We start from the raw sequence: 15,149 nt of genomic DNA on the forward strand, positions 1-15,149 counted from the left end.
GAGGGACAATGACTTGGGCGTTTCTCTAAGGAGCCTTCGATGATTTGAGCCATACGATTGCGTCTATCTTTACGATAAATAAGCCAGTCTTCTTTGAAAGTGATGTCTAGGTCTTGAATTCCGAGTAATTTTTGAGGGCACCTCTAAAAACCCCAGTTTTTCTTCAAATTGAATCACTCAAACCTTGATAAATCAACATTTAGATTTTCAGAAATTTAGTTTTTAGAGGTGCCCTTGAGTATTATAATCCATATAAAGCAATTCCTATTCTGATGTTTTTTTTGTTCACTTATCAGTTTAACAGGAATTGCTTTTTTTGTGCTCTGAATGACAAAAAAAGCTGTATGGAATTTGAACTTTCCACACAACTTATTATAGAACCCAAAAACCTTGCCCTCGAAAATAGGGGCAAGGTTTTTTCATATAGAAACGGAGAAGCTCTCCACGACTAACCGGTAAATTCATCTGGTAGGAGAATCACTTGGGTGCGATTTTGCTCGACAATATAAACTTCCCTTGGATAGCTGGGATCAAAGGGATAGGGCAAATCAAATTGAATCCAGGAAGGGGTCTGGTTACTTCGGTATTCTAAACTGACCTGATTGTCTGCGTTTTTTAGAATCCGGAAATGGAGGGGAGATATCAGGTCGAACACACCTGTCAGATTTTTGTCGATGACAAACCAGAAGGAATCGATTAACTCGGATGGAAGACTGGTGACAATGCCGAAGGAGGCATAGCGTTCATTAGGGTTTGAAAAAGGCATCTGGACTCCTTTCATAGTAAAAGAGGCATGTGGAACCCACACTACCTCTAAGGCTAACTTTACCGATTTTTGAGTTCTAAATAGCGTTTGTACCAAATATTTACATAGGATTGAGAGAAGGGACCGCGGCCATTGTTAATCCAATCCACTAGAATTTTCACATTCTCTTTGAGAATAAAGTCGATATCCTCTGAATAGTTCATTTGCTTCTTATGACGTTCATACTCTTCTACATCCAGTAGACGTTTTTCCCCGTCCGCAAAGACCTTGACATCCAAGTCGTAGTCGATGTACTTGAGGGCTTCCTGGTCCAGATAGTAGGGGCTGGCCAGATTACAGTAGTAGGAGACGCCATTATCGCGAATCATAGCGATAATATTGAACCAATACTTTTTGTGGAAATAGACAATGGCTGGTTCACGTGTCACCCAACGACGACCATCACTCTCGGTAACCAGTGTATGGTCATTAACGCCAATGAGGGCGTTCTCGGTTGTTTTTAGTACCATGGTATCGCGCCAAGTGCGGTGCAGATGCCCATCATGCTTATAACTTTGAATTGTAATAAAGTCGCCTTCTTTTGGAAGTTTCATATGCTACCAACTTTCTACAATACACTTACTCTCCAATTATATCACAAAAGAGAATGAAATAGGGGAAGGGAACCTCGTAGAAGGAGGAGCAAGATCTTGCAAAAGAGCTAGTCCAGATCTCTCAGGGCCTGATCAAGTTGGCTTTTAATCCGGTCATAGTCAAAGCCCTTGCGGAGCAGGGCCTGGGTCAGCCGCTGTTTGAGTTGGAAGCCCTCGTATTTTCGCTGGTAACGGCGGAGGGCCTTGTCCAGTTCCTTTTCGAGTAGCTCCTCCTCGGTGTCCGGATCCTTTTCCCAGCTCAGTTGACTTAAAGCCTGTCGAATACTGTCGGGATCGAAGCCTTTTTGGTAGAGGGCTTGTTGGATTTTGGTTTTGAGGTTGCGGTGGCTCAGACGCTGGCTGTATTTGCGTTGGAGTTTTTCGGCTTCTTTGAGGGCCAGGGGACTAAAGTCGAGTTGCTCCAAGCTTTGGGCAATGATGGTTGGGGCAATTCCTTTTTGTTTGAGCTTTTCTTGGAGACGGTAGGGCCCCTTGTTCCCTGTCCGAAGCTGGCTATCGAGGTACTGTTGGCAGTAGCGCTGGTCATTAATCCAGTTGTCCGCTTCCAAATCTCGGAGGATGGTTGTGACTTGGGACTCTGCGATTTGGTATTTGATGAGGTAGTCCCGAACTTCTTTTTTAGTCCGATTTTGAAAGGAAATGTAGTAGAGGGCCAGGTTTTTACCGTAGGAAATTTGTGCGAAGGCACGAATTTCCTCTAATTCTTCAGGAGTCACTTCCTTCCCTTGTGAGAGCAGATAGCGAACCAGGGTGTCTTCGGTGATGTAGAAGGCTTGCCCCTGGTCCGTTTCTAAGAGGTAGAGTCGTTTTTTCTTTTGGAGTTTAGTTATTTTCATAGGCCTATTATACCTTTTTATTGTCCAATAGATAAACGATCGACCGCGGAGGGCATTCTGTTTTGACAAGGAGTTTCAAAAAAGGCACACAGTTCCGAATTTTTTGTTGTAAAATAAGGGTATGAGAGTAAAACAAAGAATTCCATTGAAAATCAAACGAATGGGGATAAATGGAGAGGGGATTGGTTTCCACAAGGGGACGCTGGTGTTTGTGCCGGGGGCTCTGAAGGGGGAGGATGTCTTCTGTCAAATTAGTCGTGTGAAGCCTAATTATGCGGAGGCACGTTTGCTGAAGGTGAATAAGGCTTCACGTTTCCGAGTGGATCCAGCCTGCCCCATCTATGAGACTTGTGGGGGCTGTCAGATTATGCACTTGCAGTATCGGAAGCAACTGGAGTTTAAGCGGGATGTGTTGAAACAGGCCTTGAAGAAATTCAAGCCGGAAGGTTATGAAGACTATGAACTACGGCCAACCCTAGGGATGAAAAAACCAACCTACTATCGGGGGAAACTGCAGTTCCAGACTCGGCGGGTCAAGGGGAAGGTGGCGGCAGGTTTGTTTGCGGAAAACTCACACCGTCTAGTGCCGGTAATGGATTGTCTGGTTCAGGATAAGACTACTCAAGCGATTGTCAATCGTACAGCTGAACTCTTGGATGACTTGAATATTCCAATCTATGACGAGCGGAAAGAACAGGGAGTTCGGACGGTTATGGTACGGCGAGCCCGTAAAACAGGTCAGGTTCATATGATTTTTGTTCTGAGCCGTAGACTGAAATTAGGACGTTTGATCCAGCGCTTAACAGAGGAGTTTCCAGCGATTCGGACCATTGCGGTCAACATTCAGCCTAAGAAAACCAGTGAGATTTACGGAGTGGAGACGGAAATTATTTGGGGCAGTGAGCACATCCAAGAAGGGGTATTGGACTACGATTTTGAGCTGTCCCCACGCGCCTTCTACCAGCTAAATCCCCAACAGACCGAGGTCCTCTACCAAGAGGCAGTGAAGGCCTTGGAAGTCAAACCCACAGATCATTTAATTGATGCCTATTGTGGGGTCGGAACCATCGGCTTTGCCTTTGCCAACAAAGTTGCCTCTGTACGAGGGATGGATATCATCCCCGAAGCGATTGAAGATGCCAAAAGTAATGCCCGCCGTATGGGATACGACAATACCTATTATGAAGCCGGAACAGCAGAAAGCATCATCCCTCGCTGGTATGCGGAAGGCTACCGAGCAGATGCCTTGATTGTTGACCCGCCTCGGACCGGCTTGGATGATAAACTCTTACAAACCATCCTGACCTATCAGCCAGAGAAGATGGTTTATGTGTCCTGTAATGTGTCCACCCTGGCCCGTGACTTAAAAACCTTGGCCCAGGCCTATCAGGTGGAGTATATCCAATCGGTGGACATGTTCCCCCATACAGCCAGAACCGAGGCTGTTGTGAAATTACTGAAAAAATAAAAGGTAGAGATTATCCTGCTAAAGACAAAAGCTAAGGCGAAAGATTAGGATGCTACACGTAAACAAAGGAAGAACGTGGGACAGAACTAATTTTTGGAAAAAAGTTTGGACCAGACTTCCATTAAATCCGATTCTTGCTGATGTTTTTAGTAGAATGAACTTAATGGAGCGACGAGGGAGTGGTTTGCGAAAAATTCTGGATAGTTACATGGGGTTCGAAAGTTATTCAGAAAAATTATTGCCCAAATTTCAATCAACGAATAGTGAATTTATCGTTATTCTACAAAATTTGAATTATCATAGTGGCGATAAAGTGGCGATAAAAAGTGGCGATAAAGTGGCGATAAAAAGTGGCGATAAGAAGTCACAAATGGCTGTGATTTTACAATTTGCCCAGCAACAGGAATCGTTCCGTACGAAGGATGTTGAGTGGCTATTAGGAATTGGACCGTCTCGAGCACGCAAATTGATTTCAGAATTGGTTGTGGAAGGACATTTGGAAGCTTTGGGGAAAAATCGGAATCGGAGATATCAATTAGTGAAATAGCTCATACAGCCAGAACCGAGGCTGTTGTGAAATTACTGAAAAAATAAAGGAGTTAGTATGCGCGAACAAGAATTTTTAAAAGATATGGAACAATGGTTGAAGTTACAGGTCACGACCAATGAAATGGCGGTGGCTGAGAGTCACCGGATCTGGGAAGAAGAGAAGGATGAGGCGGCGCGTGAAGCTTGGATTCGTTATGAAAGTCGTTTGGATGCCTATACTTTTTTGCTAGGCAAATTTCTAAACTTCCATGATGGTAAGTCTTTCCATGATTTACCAGAAGGATTTTTGGATAAAAAATTCTATTAAAAATCGAAAAAGGGGGATACGATGTATAGTTATCTCACAAAATCAATTGAAAAAGGTTATGCTCCAGTAACGGAAGCTGATTTTTTAAGTCTATTTGCGGATTTAGGTCTGATGAAAGGGGACCTTGTCCTAGTCTATGCATCCTTATCTTCTTTAGGTTATGTTGTGGCTGGTGCTGAGGCGATTTTTAAAGCCTTGCAAGAGCAGGTTGGCACTGAGGGAACGATTGTTGTCCCGTCTCAAACTGTGGAAATTTCAGATCCTAGCTCTTGGCAATATCCAGCTGTCCCGAGTGAGTGGTTTGAGAGTATCCGGGAAAATATGCCTGCTTATGACAGGAAAACCTCCTTCTCTAAAAGTATGGGTCAATTTAGCAACTATATTGGACGTCTGCCCCAGGCTGCTCGTTCGGATCATCCCATGTATTCCTTTACAGCAATTGGCAAGCAAGCAGAGGCAATTGTTGAGATAGATGGACTGGATTTTCCCTTTGGAGAAAACTCAGTTTTATCAAAATTATACGATGCTAAGGCCAAGATTGTTATGATTGGCACGGACTTTGAAACGAATACCTCCCTCCCTCTAGCCGAGCATTCTGTGGGGCGTGATGCGATTGTTGAACGCAGTAAAATCCTGCGAGACGGGGAAGCGACCTGGTGTGAGTTCAAAAATATCGCTTTCGATCTCTATGATGATTTTCTTGAGATCCAATCGCAATTTTTTGAAAAATACCCTCCTAAGCAAGGCAACATCAATGATGGGAAGGTATATTGTTTTAACATGGTTGATTGTGTGGATTTTGCTAAGAAACATTTTCAGAAGAAGAGTAGGGTGGAAGTGTAGTAGAATTTCACATTTTATAGTAATCGTGATTGAGAGACCTTGTCCGATTTGGGCAGGTTTTTTATTTGCAGCCTATTTGAGTAGGATTTGATTTTGGGACAACCAAAAAAGCCCACGTGGGGCTTGATTTCTTTAAACTTGGCTGTCCTTCCAACGAAGGGCTAATTTCCTGGAGAGGCTTGAGATAAGGAAATTAATGCAGAAGTAGGTAAGGGCCACTAGTGCATAGAGCGTAAAAACCTGTTGGGGTTGGAAGTAGCGGCCCATAAGGATTTGGCTCTTTCCGAATAGTTCTTGCAGGGCGATAACAGAATAGAGGAAGGAGGTATCCTTGATGACGGTTACAAATTGGGAAATAATGGCCGGCAGCATTTTGCGGAAGGCTTGCGGGAAGATGATCAGTGTAAAAATCTGATAGCTGGTAAAGCCTTGGGAGAGGCCGGCCTCGGTTTGGCCGTGGTCAATTGCATTGAGGCCGCCTCGGATGATTTCTGCTAGTGCTGCGGATGTAAAAATGGTAAAGGAGAGAATCCCTGCAGGAAGGGATTTGACCTGAAATACCAAAAAGATAATGAAAATCCACAAGAGGTTAGGGACATTTCTGACAAATTCAATATAGATGCCTGCAATCAGTTTGAGGAGCTGATTGTGGCTATTTCGCATGATGGCGAGGATAGTCCCGAAAAGGGTTGAGAGGATAATCGCCGACACAGAAATAAGCAGTGTGGTCCCTAAGCCCTGGAGGAGGAAACTCAGATTGTAACTGGTAAAAAGTTCAGACATAAGCTTTCCTTTCTAGTGTTAGAGACTGTAGGTCCCTTTGTTGGCTTCTTCGATTCGTCTCCCCCAAGTCGCTAGTGGAAAACATAGAATGAAGTAGAGGAAGGCTGCTCCAGCAAAGGCTGGGACGTAATTGGTGCTTTCGAAGGCCCAAGATTTAGCAACAAACATGATGTCGGCACCGGAAATGATGGCGACGGTTGCAGTGTTTTTAATCAGGTTAACGACCTGGTTGGTCAGTGGGGGGAGGATGGTCCGGATGGCTTGGGGAATGATAATCAGCCGCATGGACTGAGCATAACTAAACCCTTGAGAAAGGGCGGCTTCCGTTTGCCCCTTGGGAACAGCCTCGATTCCTGAGCGGAACACTTCTGCAATATAGGCCCCGTGGTAGAGTCCGACACAAAGAATGCCGGTCCAAAAGGCTGAAATCATAATGGCTCCCTGAGAAACGATGGCAAGACCATAATACACAAAAACAAAGTGAATCAGCAGTGGGGTATTCTGGAAGAATTCCACATAAACGCGGCTACAGGTCTGGGCAATTTTTGAGTGGCTGGAGGCCATGGCCGCAAAGAGGATCCCTAATAGCATGGCCAGGATGAGGGAGCCGGCGGCTAGTCCGAGTGTGTAGAGAAAGCCTTGGAAAAAGCTGCTAGACTCTTGGAAAAGAGCTGCCCATCGACTGAGCGCAAAGGGACTGGTTGTACTTGCAACTAGCATAGAACCTCCTTAGTTTTTTGTTGGTTGTTCAGATTTGAGATTGTAGGTCTCTTGAATCTGTTTCAAAGTGCCATCTTGGTTCCACTTCTCAATCAAGCTATTGATGTAGTTGATTAGTGGACCGTTGGACTTTTTGCTGGCAATCCCGTATTCCTGGGTGTTAAAACCTTGGTCCAGGATTTGGGTTTGTTTGCTGGTGTAGCCAGAGAGGATGGACTTGTCAACGGAAAAAGCATCGATCCGTTGGGCATAGAGTGAGATGGCCAATTCCGGGAAGGAGCCTAGTTCAACAAAGTTGAAGGAGAGACCGTTCTCTTTTGCGAAGGCTTTGAGGTTGGCCTTGGTGGTGGATCCTTGGGAGACGCCGATGGTTTTACCGTCCAGAGCCTTGGGATCTTGAATACCGGATTTTTTATTAACTAGAAAACCAATCTGGTCGTAGTAGTAGGGGGTCGAAATCGCATAGGACCCTTGCCGTTGAGGGGTAATAGTGTAGGTGGCGATGATAAGGTCGACCTGGCCATTGTCCATCAAGGGTTCACGGGTGTGGGAGGTTACAGGTGTGTATTCAATTTTGACACCGAGTTCTTGAGCGATTTCCTTGGCGATGTCAATTTCCATTCCGTGATACTGGTTGTCCTGAGGATCTAGGTAGCCGAAGTTCGGGACATCCTGTTTGACCCCGACGCGGAGAACGCCGGCATCTTTGATCTTTTGCGCTTGCTCGGGAAGTTCAGCTGCAGCAACACTGCTGGATAGAAAGAGCAGGCTGAGACAGAAGGCGACCAGAAAACTGAGCTGTTTGGTGATTTTCATAGTTTCCTCCTAGTCTTCCTTGACCTTGTCACTGGTATGGTTGATGATTTTGCTGAGGAATTGTTGGGCCCGCGGTTCTTGAGGATTGTCAAAGAATTCATGGACATCGGTCGTGTCTACCAGAATTTCACCGTCGGCCATAAAGATAATCCGATCGGCAACTTCGCGGGCAAAGCCCATTTCATGGGTAACAACGACCATGTTGGTGCCGCTACGGGCTAGTTTTTGCATAACGACCAAGACATCGCCGATGGTTTCTGGATCCAAGGCCGATGTTGGTTCGTCAAAGAGTAGGAGTTCGGGTTTCATAGCCAAGCCTCGTGCGATGGCTACCCGTTGTTTTTGCCCACCCGATAGCATACCAGGATAGGAGTCCTTCCGGTCCCACATGTTTACATAGGTCAGGTATTTTTCAGCCAAGGCTAAGGCTTCCTTGGGATCCATTCCTAATACTTTAATGGGAGCAAGTGTGACATTTTCGAGTACAGTTTTGTGGGGATAGAGATTGAAGTGTTGAAAAACCATGCCGACTTCTTTGCGAAGTTGAACCAGATCCTTGTTGGAAGCCTGAACGAGTTCGTGTCCATTGACAATTAGGCTGCCGGTTTCGATCGATTCTAGGGCATTGATGGTCCGGATGAGGGTTGATTTACCAGATCCGGATGGTCCTAAAAGGACAACCACCTGGCCTTTTTCGATTTCTAGATTAATATTTTTAAGGGCGTGGTAGTCGCCGTAGTACTTTTCGACATTTTTAAATTGAATGAGGGACATAAATTTTCTCCTTTTGTCAGAAAGTCTTTCGTTTTTTGTTAGTTTATCAAAAATAGCTTGAAATCGCAAGAAACTGTGTTAGATATTCTAACACAAGGGTTTGAGTGACCTTTTTCTGCAGCAATTTATCTTTGGCTGGGTAAAGGACAAGTGTTTCTTTTGACGGGGTCCTTCTTGAATTTTTAATTAAAAAACAGTATAATAAGACTATAATCATTATTCTAATATAAATAAGTCGAAATTCCCTATGTAGTTAGGAAGGGGAATTCTCATACTCCTTGAAAATATCCCTCTTATGGCAAAAAATTCCATTAGATGCCTATTTCCATCGAGTATCGCCAGCCAATAATTAGAAAGGAGTTCACAATGGAATTTAAAAAAGTTTTGTTGGATTCCCTTGAGTCGGTTTATACAGTCTGTCATCTCCAACATCCAGATGGAGAATATGTATTGGCCGCTTCGGAAGGAAAAGAAGGGGCTTGTTTTGCCTATGATGTGCGAAATCAGTTTCAAAAACAGCTTGTTTGGCAAGGGCCGGGTGGGACAAGGTCAATTATCCAGGTTCCCGGAAGTCTCGACTTTGTGGCCACCCAGGGATTTTATCCGGATTATGATGCCGCCCATTGTCGTCTGGTCTATGGGCATTTTGAAAATGGGTCCTGGCTGATTCAACCCATGCAGGACTTTCCTTATCTGCACCGTTTTGACTTGATTGCTGCAAAAGAGGGGCAAGGTGTCCATTTTTTGGGGCTTTCGATTGCCAATTCCAAGTTATTTCCAGAGGACTGGTTGGACCGAGGCAAGGTCTATGTCGGGCACTTGGATAGGGAGGGTCAGCAGTTGGAGGCCGTTGAGGAACTGCCCTTGCGATTATTGAAATTGCACGGTTACTTCCCTGTCCACCAAGAAGGCTATTCCTTCATCAGTGCTGTCGAAGGTGTTTTTAAGCTCCATATTCCTGAGCGTCTCGGAGCTCCTTGGTCTGTGGAGCAGGTCTATGATCAGGAAATTAGTGACTTGGTTGAGGTTAACTGGTCTGGTCCGGAAGCCAAAGACAAGGCCTTGATTCTTGGTTTTCAAGGGGATCGCTTGCAAGTCTTAAATGCCCTTTTCCAACAAGAAATCTACCGCTTTCCTGAGGCCACCCCTTTTGTCCAAGCCCTTTGGGCGGGATCTTTAGCAGGTCGGGCTAGTGTCCTTTTGGGTTATCGTGAGGGGCGAGCAGAGTTGTTACTCCTGCAAATGCAGGAGCAGGAGGTTGTGACCTACCGAGTTGCTGAGCAGGTCGGAGCGACTAGTGTGCTGGCTTTTAACTACGAGGGACAGGATTATATCTTATCCGCTAACCGTGCGCAAAACCAGCTGGTCTGCTACCAAATTGTCAAAAAAGACTAGCGGAAATAAACAAAAAAAACTCGGATTTAATCCGAGTTTTTGAATATGCTAATTGCCGGGATTGAACCGGCGACCTCATCCTTACCATGGATGCGCTCTGCCAACTGAGCTAAATCAGCAACTTACCTACTTAGTATACAAGATGACCAAGTAGGTGTCAATAGTTTTTTTGAAAAAACTTTGAAAAATTAACGGAACTTGAATCCTTCGTAGACTAGGTCTAGTTTTGGATTGATTTTATGGATCTGTTTGCTGAGGGCAGTCATCATGGGCTGAGGGCCACACATAAAGACTGTACCAGCTTCAGGAAGATTCTCTTCTTGGAAGTTGAGGTAACCATCAACTTGGCTATTAATGAGGTGGAGGTTGAAGTTGGGTTTTTGCGCTGCCTCTGTCTGGAGCAGTTCCAGATGAACAGCGTTTTCTTCACCTGTGTAGGCATAGTAGAGGTCAATTTCTGCCTGGGGTTGTTGGGCTTGGCGTAGGCCTGCCAAAAAGGGGGTTAGGCCAATTCCACCGGCAATCCAAACTTGACGCTCAGCTCCCTGATTGAGGAGCATGTGGCCATAGGCCCGGTCGAGGCCAACCTTGTGGCCGACTTTGAGATTGTGGTAGAGGTTGGCGGTGTGGTCACCAGAGTTTTTAATGGTAAACTGGATCGTTTTTCCTTGTCCACCTGAGATGGAGAAGGGATGAGCCTTTTTTTCAAAGCCGTCTTCGCGGACTTGGAGAAAGGCAAATTGGCCAGCTTCGAAGGGGAAGTCCTTTTGCAATTGCAGGGTCAGCTCGATGGTATCATGGTTTAGTTTTTCAATCTTTGTCACTTTGCCAAAATGCGAAAAACCAAAGGTTGGGTAATAAACCATGGTGTAGAGAGCGGAACCGATGCCGACGAGGGCAAAAAGGCCAGTGACCACACCTAGAGGGGTCCAGCTAAAGAGAGTGCCGCCCATGATCATATAGGTATGGAGGAGCCCAAAGAGGTAGGCTGGGAAAACCAGGCGATGAATCCAGCGCCAGGTTTCATAAGGAAGTTTGGTTCCTAAAAAGGCTACCAGAATGAGGGTCAAAAAGAGTCCCAAGCTGATATCGCCCATTTGGGCAGCCAGGTGTTGGCCCCAGAGGGGAGCCAAGAGGCCAACCATGCCAATTCGGTGAAGAAAGATGAGCACCAAGGAGAAGGAAGCTAGCATCTTATGGTATTGGTAGACGTGCTCCAGGCCATTAAAGAGCTGCTCCAACCAGCTAGCACGAGTGGTGAGCAGAAAGCTCAGTGACAGGGCGGTTAGGGCAAAGGCTGGGATGATAAAATTCACCAAGCCGGCCTGAGACCAAGCCCAGGCTGTTAAAGCAAATTAGATAAGAAGGAATAAAATTCCTTTAAACGATTTCATGAAAAAACTCCTATCTAGTAATAAAAATCTTTTCCAGTATACCAAAAGAGCACCTGAACAGCAACTAGTCTGTTTTAGGTGCTCTGCTATTTTTCGCTTAGCCTCACTTAAGAGTCTTTTTTAGGGGCTTCCCGCCGAACTTTTTGGCGTAGTTGTAGGAAGGCCTGACCAAAACTAAAGAGAAGATCCCTTTGCTGGGACGTCAAGGTTTGGCTACTTTGGATGACTTTCAAGACGGAGCTAATAGCGTCCCGTTGGAGAAAGGCATTGATCGAAGTGATACCTCCCTCTTCAAGGATGGAGAAGAAGGTTTGAATGACTTCGGCCAGATTCTGATCGGGCACCTGCTCAACCAACTGGAGCATGGTTTCCTCTAATTGCTTGCTTTCAGCAGAGAGTTCCGGGGCCTGTTTAAAGGCATGTTCGCTGATTTCCCAAGTAAAGGTATTGTGTTGGGACAGACCATTACGCACCGTGCTCTGGACAATCTGAGCCGGAGCTTGCGAATGGAGGAGGATCCCAACCACCGAATTTTCAGGGATGTAGCGTTGAATTTTCTCGTGAATATTCTGGTAGCCAGAACTATTTAAAACACTGGTGTGGAGTCCTGGACCATCAAAGGAATAAATTCGGTTGATTTTTTCCTGAAGATTGGCAGGTACTTGGCTAGCTGCATAGATAGCCAGATTGCCCCCTTTTGAATGACCGCTCAGATAGATTTCGCCTTCCAGGGCCTCTAGGGCTTGCTGGAGATAGGATTTGGCCAGGTATTGGGCCGGGACCTCTGTTTGATAGGACATGAGGAGATCCTCCTTCCAGCCGACCAAGCTATCATCGGTTCCCCGGAAACTAATCACAAAGGTCTTGGGTTTGAGGCAGAAGACCAGGGCTGAAAATTGGACATTTTCAGCGGGGTCAATCGTATTTTCAAAGCCCATGAGTTTGAGATTTTTATAGCGCTTGCTGGCAACCATGGCTTCCAGCAGTTGGTAGCGCTCGGTCATCAGTGGTGACGAATCCTTAGGGATTTTTGGAGCCAATTCTACCAATCGGGTTGCTTGTTGGGTCGCAAAGCTGGAAGAAACGAGATCATCAAAGGGGAGATAGCTCAGTTCGGCTAAAAGAAGATAGTCGATTTCCCCGTAAGGGCGATCGTAGAGATCATCGTATTGGACCTCTTTGATGTAGTCTAAGGTGTTCATGCAGGTTCCACTTTCTGACTAGCTCGGAACAGGGTGAGGGCTGTGTAGAAGCCGACAAAGACGATAATCCAGCTCAGTACATCGAGTGAGAGACTCTTGACCAGGGTTGCGGCAATGACAACGCCAATCACACCACCCACAATAAACCAGCCCAAGCCTTTTTTATGGTAGCTTTCAGTTTTGATAAAGGTTAAGGAAACCACAGGTGCTAGAGCGGCACAGGAGGTCATCATAATGGGGAAGGCTGCGAGTGGATTCATCCCCAAGAGGTAGACCATAACCATACAAGGAGCATAGAGGCCAACACCGGCGGACATGAGGACACCGAGGATAAAGTTTCCAACAACTCCGATAAGGAGGGCAAGACCGCTAAGTCCCATGGCAGTATTGCCACTGCCAAGAGAGTCAACCAGGCCGGTAATCCGACTGAGCATTAGGGTACTGGTTACCAGCATGGCGATGGAAATAGTCCGTAAAATCAGCTGTCGGTTCAGGCGGCTGACAATGTGACTGCCGACCTGGCCCCCGATGGTGGCTGCTAGAACCATGGATCCAAGCGTTAGTGGTTCCACCTGGACGGCAGTAATAAAGAAGAGGGATTCCGCTAGGAGGGCTAGTGTATGGCCAACATTGAGGGTTCCGGGCAGGTGGCGGTCATCGTCCAGATAGCGGGTTGCTCGGAAAAGAGCTGTTGTGGTTAGGTAAGAGCCAATCCCAAGAGTGTCCAGGAAGTCGGTGACAAAGCCGATAGCAAATCCGGTCAGGGTCTTGGGGCCTCGCTCAAAGAGGACGGGCAGACTAGCTCTCCGTCCGAGAGCCACAGTATAAATGATAGATAGGACCATCAAAATGATCAGAATAATAGTAACGATAAGAATTCTCCTTTCAAATGGGCTTTGTGTAAATAGGTTTGAGGACAGGGAGTGGGACCCTGTCCCACTCCCTCCTCCACTTGCTTCTCGCCTTCTATTCGGTTATTAGTATACCATAGAAGTCTGGCAGTCTTTGCTGGAGGAGGCTTTGGCTATTTTTTCTGTCAGATAAGTATTAAAAATGGCGGCCCTGTGATAGAATAAGAAGTGTTTAATTAAAGGGAGTAAATATGAAAGCATTTCGAAAAAAGGATGGTAGCCAGCAACGGACGGAGATGCGGCGCCATTTAGGTTTGCGGGATCTCTTGTTTTTAGGGACGGGAGCTATGGTGGGAACAGGGATTTTCACCATTACCGGGATTGGAGCAGCTACGCTGGCTGGTCCAGCCCTGGTCATTTCAATTATTGTTTCCGCCTTCTGTGTCGGCTTGTCGGCTCTCTTTTTTGCCGAATTTGCCTCGCGGATTCCGGCTTCGGGTGGGGCCTATTCCTATATCTATTCCGTTTTCGGCGAGTATCCTGCCTGGATGGTGGGCTGGTTTACCATTTTAGAATACTTGATGGCAGTGTCGGGCGTGGCTGCTGGTTGGGCTGGCTATTTGAAAGGCCTACTGGCTTCCTTTGGCTGGGAGATGCCTGAGGCTCTGAGTGGCACCTTTAACCCAGAAGCGGGCACCTATATTGACCTGCTTCCGGTCCTGGTGGTTGTGTTTGTCACAGCGGTGGTACTCTTGCAGTCAAAAACAGCTCTGCGCTTGAATTCTTTACTGGTGGTCTTGAAATTCTCGGCGCTCCTACTTTTTATTCTAGTTGGGGTCTTCTATGTTCAACCAGCTAACTGGAGTAACTTTGCTCCCTTTGGCTTTGGTTCTCTCTACGGGGCTAAAACAGGGATTATGGCTGGTGCCTCGCTTATGTTCTTTAGCTTTTTAGGATACGAGTCCTTGTCTATGGCTGTGGATGAAGTGGAGGAGCCACAAAAGAATGTTCCGCGTGGTATCGGTCTTGCCTTGGTTGTGGTGACGGTGATGTATATCTTGGTGACCTTGGTTTTAACCGGGATTGTGCCTTATGAGCAGTTGAATGTGCCGGATGCAGTTGCCTTTGCCTTGCGCAGTGCCAATCTAGGCTGGGCTGCCAACTATGTGTCCCTGGTAGCGATTCTAACCTTGATCACCGTATGTATTTCCTTGACCTATGCTCTGTCACGGATGATTTATTCGATTGCGCGTGATGGCTTATTGCCGCAGGCCTTTCGGAAATTGGATCCCCAGAGCAAGGTGCCGACCAATGCGACCTTACTGGTGGGATTCTTTGCCGCCCTGTTTGCAGGGGTCTTCCCTCTCGCTAGTCTGGCTTCCTTCCTAAACATTGTGACCTTGGCCTACCTGATTATTTTGGCCTTTGGACTCATTCGTTTACGGCAGGTTGAGGGCTTGCCCGGTTCCCAAGAATTTAAAACTCCCTGGGTACCCTTTTTGCCAATCCTATCCATTTTGATCTGCCTCTCCTTTATGGTTCAGTATGATGGGGCTACCTGGTTGGCCTTTGGGATTTCCATTATCTTGGGCAGCCTTATCTATTTTTTATATGGCCAAAACTATTCGGCCTTGAACAAATAAGACCGTCCTTTTGAGGACGGTTTTTTAGTGGATTTTTTCATTCTTCTTTTGTAAGCGCCCAATAACAAGGTATCTTCCGATAAAGTAGAAATCTAGCTATACTAGTCTCAGAAAACATGAGTAGAGGAGATTGGTTTAGTGGATGCGAA

General features: G+C 46.2%; 15 protein-coding genes, 1 tRNA gene and 1 pseudogene. 6 read left to right on the plus strand and 11 right to left on the minus strand.

Features of this window, described 5'->3' with window-relative positions:
- Nucleotides 1-448: 448 nt before the first annotated feature.
- The 3 genes from E5983_RS05560 to recX all read right to left on the minus strand — a co-directional run bounded on the left by E5983_RS05560 (nucleotide 449) and on the right by recX (nucleotide 2,255).
- Nucleotides 449-766 carry a DUF960 domain-containing protein gene (locus E5983_RS05560; protein WP_160332905.1) on the minus strand — a complete coding sequence of 106 codons (318 nt, stop codon included), beginning with the start codon at nucleotides 764-766 and terminating at the stop codon, nucleotides 449-451.
- 59 nt (nucleotides 767-825) lie between these two features.
- Complete coding sequence (gene ntdP / locus E5983_RS05565) at nucleotides 826-1,359, minus strand: nucleoside tri-diphosphate phosphatase (protein WP_160332906.1); 534 nt, start codon at nucleotides 1,357-1,359, stop codon at nucleotides 826-828.
- Between the two features lie 107 nt (nucleotides 1,360-1,466).
- A complete protein-coding gene (gene recX / locus E5983_RS05570; RefSeq protein ID WP_160332907.1) occupies nucleotides 1,467-2,255 on the minus strand; it encodes a recombination regulator RecX in 789 nt (262 codons plus the stop codon).
- A 121-nt stretch (nucleotides 2,256-2,376) separates the two neighbouring features.
- On the opposite strand from recX, the gene rlmD reads away from it, so the two are divergent.
- The 4 genes from rlmD to E5983_RS05590 are packed head-to-tail and all read left to right on the plus strand — an operon-like array spanning nucleotide 2,377 to nucleotide 5,422.
- A complete protein-coding gene (rlmD, locus tag E5983_RS05575) occupies nucleotides 2,377-3,723 on the plus strand; it encodes a 23S rRNA (uracil(1939)-C(5))-methyltransferase RlmD (protein ID WP_160332908.1) in 1,347 nt (448 codons plus the stop codon).
- 49 nt (nucleotides 3,724-3,772) lie between these two features.
- Entirely contained in the window at nucleotides 3,773-4,270 is a 498-nt protein-coding gene (locus E5983_RS05580) for an ATP-binding protein (protein ID WP_160332909.1), read from the plus strand.
- Nucleotides 4,271-4,327: 57 nt separating this feature from the next.
- Nucleotides 4,328-4,579 (plus strand): DUF1912 family protein, encoded by a 252-nt coding sequence (locus E5983_RS05585; RefSeq protein ID WP_160332910.1) that lies wholly within the window; start codon nucleotides 4,328-4,330, stop codon nucleotides 4,577-4,579.
- A gap of 21 nt (nucleotides 4,580-4,600) precedes the next feature.
- Nucleotides 4,601-5,422, plus strand: coding sequence for an AAC(3) family N-acetyltransferase (locus E5983_RS05590; protein WP_160332911.1), 822 nt, complete (start codon nucleotides 4,601-4,603; stop codon nucleotides 5,420-5,422).
- Nucleotides 5,423-5,554: 132 nt separating this feature from the next.
- Here the strand turns inward: E5983_RS05590 and E5983_RS05595 are convergent, their stop codons facing one another.
- Genes E5983_RS05595 through E5983_RS05610 form a run of 4 tightly spaced genes read right to left on the minus strand, consistent with a single transcriptional unit; the run spans nucleotide 5,555 to nucleotide 8,515 of the window.
- Entirely contained in the window at nucleotides 5,555-6,205 is a 651-nt protein-coding gene (locus E5983_RS05595) for an amino acid ABC transporter permease (RefSeq protein WP_160332912.1), read from the minus strand.
- Nucleotides 6,206-6,223: 18 nt separating this feature from the next.
- Nucleotides 6,224-6,925, minus strand: coding sequence for an amino acid ABC transporter permease (locus E5983_RS05600; RefSeq protein ID WP_160332913.1), 702 nt, complete (start codon nucleotides 6,923-6,925; stop codon nucleotides 6,224-6,226).
- Between the two features lie 9 nt (nucleotides 6,926-6,934).
- Nucleotides 6,935-7,741: a transporter substrate-binding domain-containing protein gene (locus tag E5983_RS05605; protein WP_160332914.1), complete on the minus strand. Its 807-nt coding sequence runs from the start codon at nucleotides 7,739-7,741 to the stop codon at nucleotides 6,935-6,937.
- A gap of 9 nt (nucleotides 7,742-7,750) precedes the next feature.
- Complete coding sequence (locus tag E5983_RS05610; RefSeq protein WP_160332915.1) at nucleotides 7,751-8,515, minus strand: amino acid ABC transporter ATP-binding protein; 765 nt, start codon at nucleotides 8,513-8,515, stop codon at nucleotides 7,751-7,753.
- Nucleotides 8,516-8,881: 366 nt separating this feature from the next.
- On the opposite strand from E5983_RS05610, the gene E5983_RS05615 reads away from it, so the two are divergent.
- Complete coding sequence (locus E5983_RS05615; RefSeq protein ID WP_160332916.1) at nucleotides 8,882-9,910, plus strand: hypothetical protein; 1,029 nt, start codon at nucleotides 8,882-8,884, stop codon at nucleotides 9,908-9,910.
- 46 nt (nucleotides 9,911-9,956) lie between these two features.
- Here the strand turns inward: E5983_RS05615 and E5983_RS05620 are convergent.
- The 4 genes and pseudogenes from E5983_RS05620 to E5983_RS05635 all read right to left on the minus strand — a co-directional run bounded on the left by E5983_RS05620 (nucleotide 9,957) and on the right by E5983_RS05635 (nucleotide 13,351).
- Nucleotides 9,957-10,029: transfer RNA gene (locus tag E5983_RS05620), tRNA-Thr, on the minus strand.
- A gap of 69 nt (nucleotides 10,030-10,098) precedes the next feature.
- Nucleotides 10,099-11,304: pseudogene (locus E5983_RS05625) on the minus strand (ferredoxin reductase family protein).
- A 107-nt stretch (nucleotides 11,305-11,411) separates the two neighbouring features.
- The gene (locus E5983_RS05630) at nucleotides 11,412-12,506 is read right to left on the minus strand and encodes an Mbeg1-like protein (RefSeq protein ID WP_160332917.1); all 1,095 of its coding nucleotides are present in this window, start codon (nucleotides 12,504-12,506) and stop codon (nucleotides 11,412-11,414) included.
- Nucleotides 12,503-13,351 (minus strand): permease, encoded by an 849-nt coding sequence (locus tag E5983_RS05635; RefSeq protein WP_160332918.1) that lies wholly within the window; start codon nucleotides 13,349-13,351, stop codon nucleotides 12,503-12,505. Before E5983_RS05635 ends, E5983_RS05630 begins: the two co-directional genes overlap by 4 nt.
- A gap of 257 nt (nucleotides 13,352-13,608) precedes the next feature.
- On the opposite strand from E5983_RS05635, the gene E5983_RS05640 reads away from it, so the two are divergent.
- Nucleotides 13,609-15,000, plus strand: a complete 1,392-nt coding sequence (locus tag E5983_RS05640; RefSeq protein ID WP_160332919.1) for an APC family permease — start codon at nucleotides 13,609-13,611, stop codon at nucleotides 14,998-15,000.
- The last annotated feature ends 149 nt before the right edge of the window (nucleotides 15,001-15,149 follow it).

Source organism: Streptococcus danieliae (genome assembly GCF_009767945.1).
Taxonomy (GTDB): Bacteria; Bacillota; Bacilli; order Lactobacillales; family Streptococcaceae; genus Streptococcus; species Streptococcus danieliae.

Bases quoted from the DNA above. Each gene is read 5' to 3' on its own strand.
- E5983_RS05630 (WP_160332917.1), bottom strand. From the start codon at position 12,506: ATGAACACCTTAGACTACATCAAAGAGGTCCAATACGATGATCTCTAC.
- E5983_RS05610 (WP_160332915.1), bottom strand. From the start codon at position 8,515: ATGTCCCTCATTCAATTTAAAAATGTCGAAAAGTACTACGGCGACTAC.
- ntdP (WP_160332906.1), bottom strand. From the start codon at position 1,359: ATGAAACTTCCAAAAGAAGGCGACTTTATTACAATTCAAAGTTATAAG.
- E5983_RS05635 (WP_160332918.1), bottom strand. From the start codon at position 13,351: ATGGTCCTATCTATCATTTATACTGTGGCTCTCGGACGGAGAGCTAGT.
- E5983_RS05605 (WP_160332914.1), bottom strand. From the start codon at position 7,741: ATGAAAATCACCAAACAGCTCAGTTTTCTGGTCGCCTTCTGTCTCAGC.
- E5983_RS05580 (WP_160332909.1), top strand. From the start codon at position 3,773: ATGCTACACGTAAACAAAGGAAGAACGTGGGACAGAACTAATTTTTGG.
- E5983_RS05640 (WP_160332919.1), top strand. From the start codon at position 13,609: ATGAAAGCATTTCGAAAAAAGGATGGTAGCCAGCAACGGACGGAGATG.
- E5983_RS05615 (WP_160332916.1), top strand. From the start codon at position 8,882: ATGGAATTTAAAAAAGTTTTGTTGGATTCCCTTGAGTCGGTTTATACA.
- E5983_RS05595 (WP_160332912.1), bottom strand. From the start codon at position 6,205: ATGTCTGAACTTTTTACCAGTTACAATCTGAGTTTCCTCCTCCAGGGC.
- rlmD (WP_160332908.1), top strand. From the start codon at position 2,377: ATGAGAGTAAAACAAAGAATTCCATTGAAAATCAAACGAATGGGGATA.
- recX (WP_160332907.1), bottom strand. From the start codon at position 2,255: ATGAAAATAACTAAACTCCAAAAGAAAAAACGACTCTACCTCTTAGAA.
- E5983_RS05590 (WP_160332911.1), top strand. From the start codon at position 4,601: ATGTATAGTTATCTCACAAAATCAATTGAAAAAGGTTATGCTCCAGTA.
- E5983_RS05560 (WP_160332905.1), bottom strand. From the start codon at position 766: ATGCCTTTTTCAAACCCTAATGAACGCTATGCCTCCTTCGGCATTGTC.
- E5983_RS05585 (WP_160332910.1), top strand. From the start codon at position 4,328: ATGCGCGAACAAGAATTTTTAAAAGATATGGAACAATGGTTGAAGTTA.
- E5983_RS05600 (WP_160332913.1), bottom strand. From the start codon at position 6,925: ATGCTAGTTGCAAGTACAACCAGTCCCTTTGCGCTCAGTCGATGGGCA.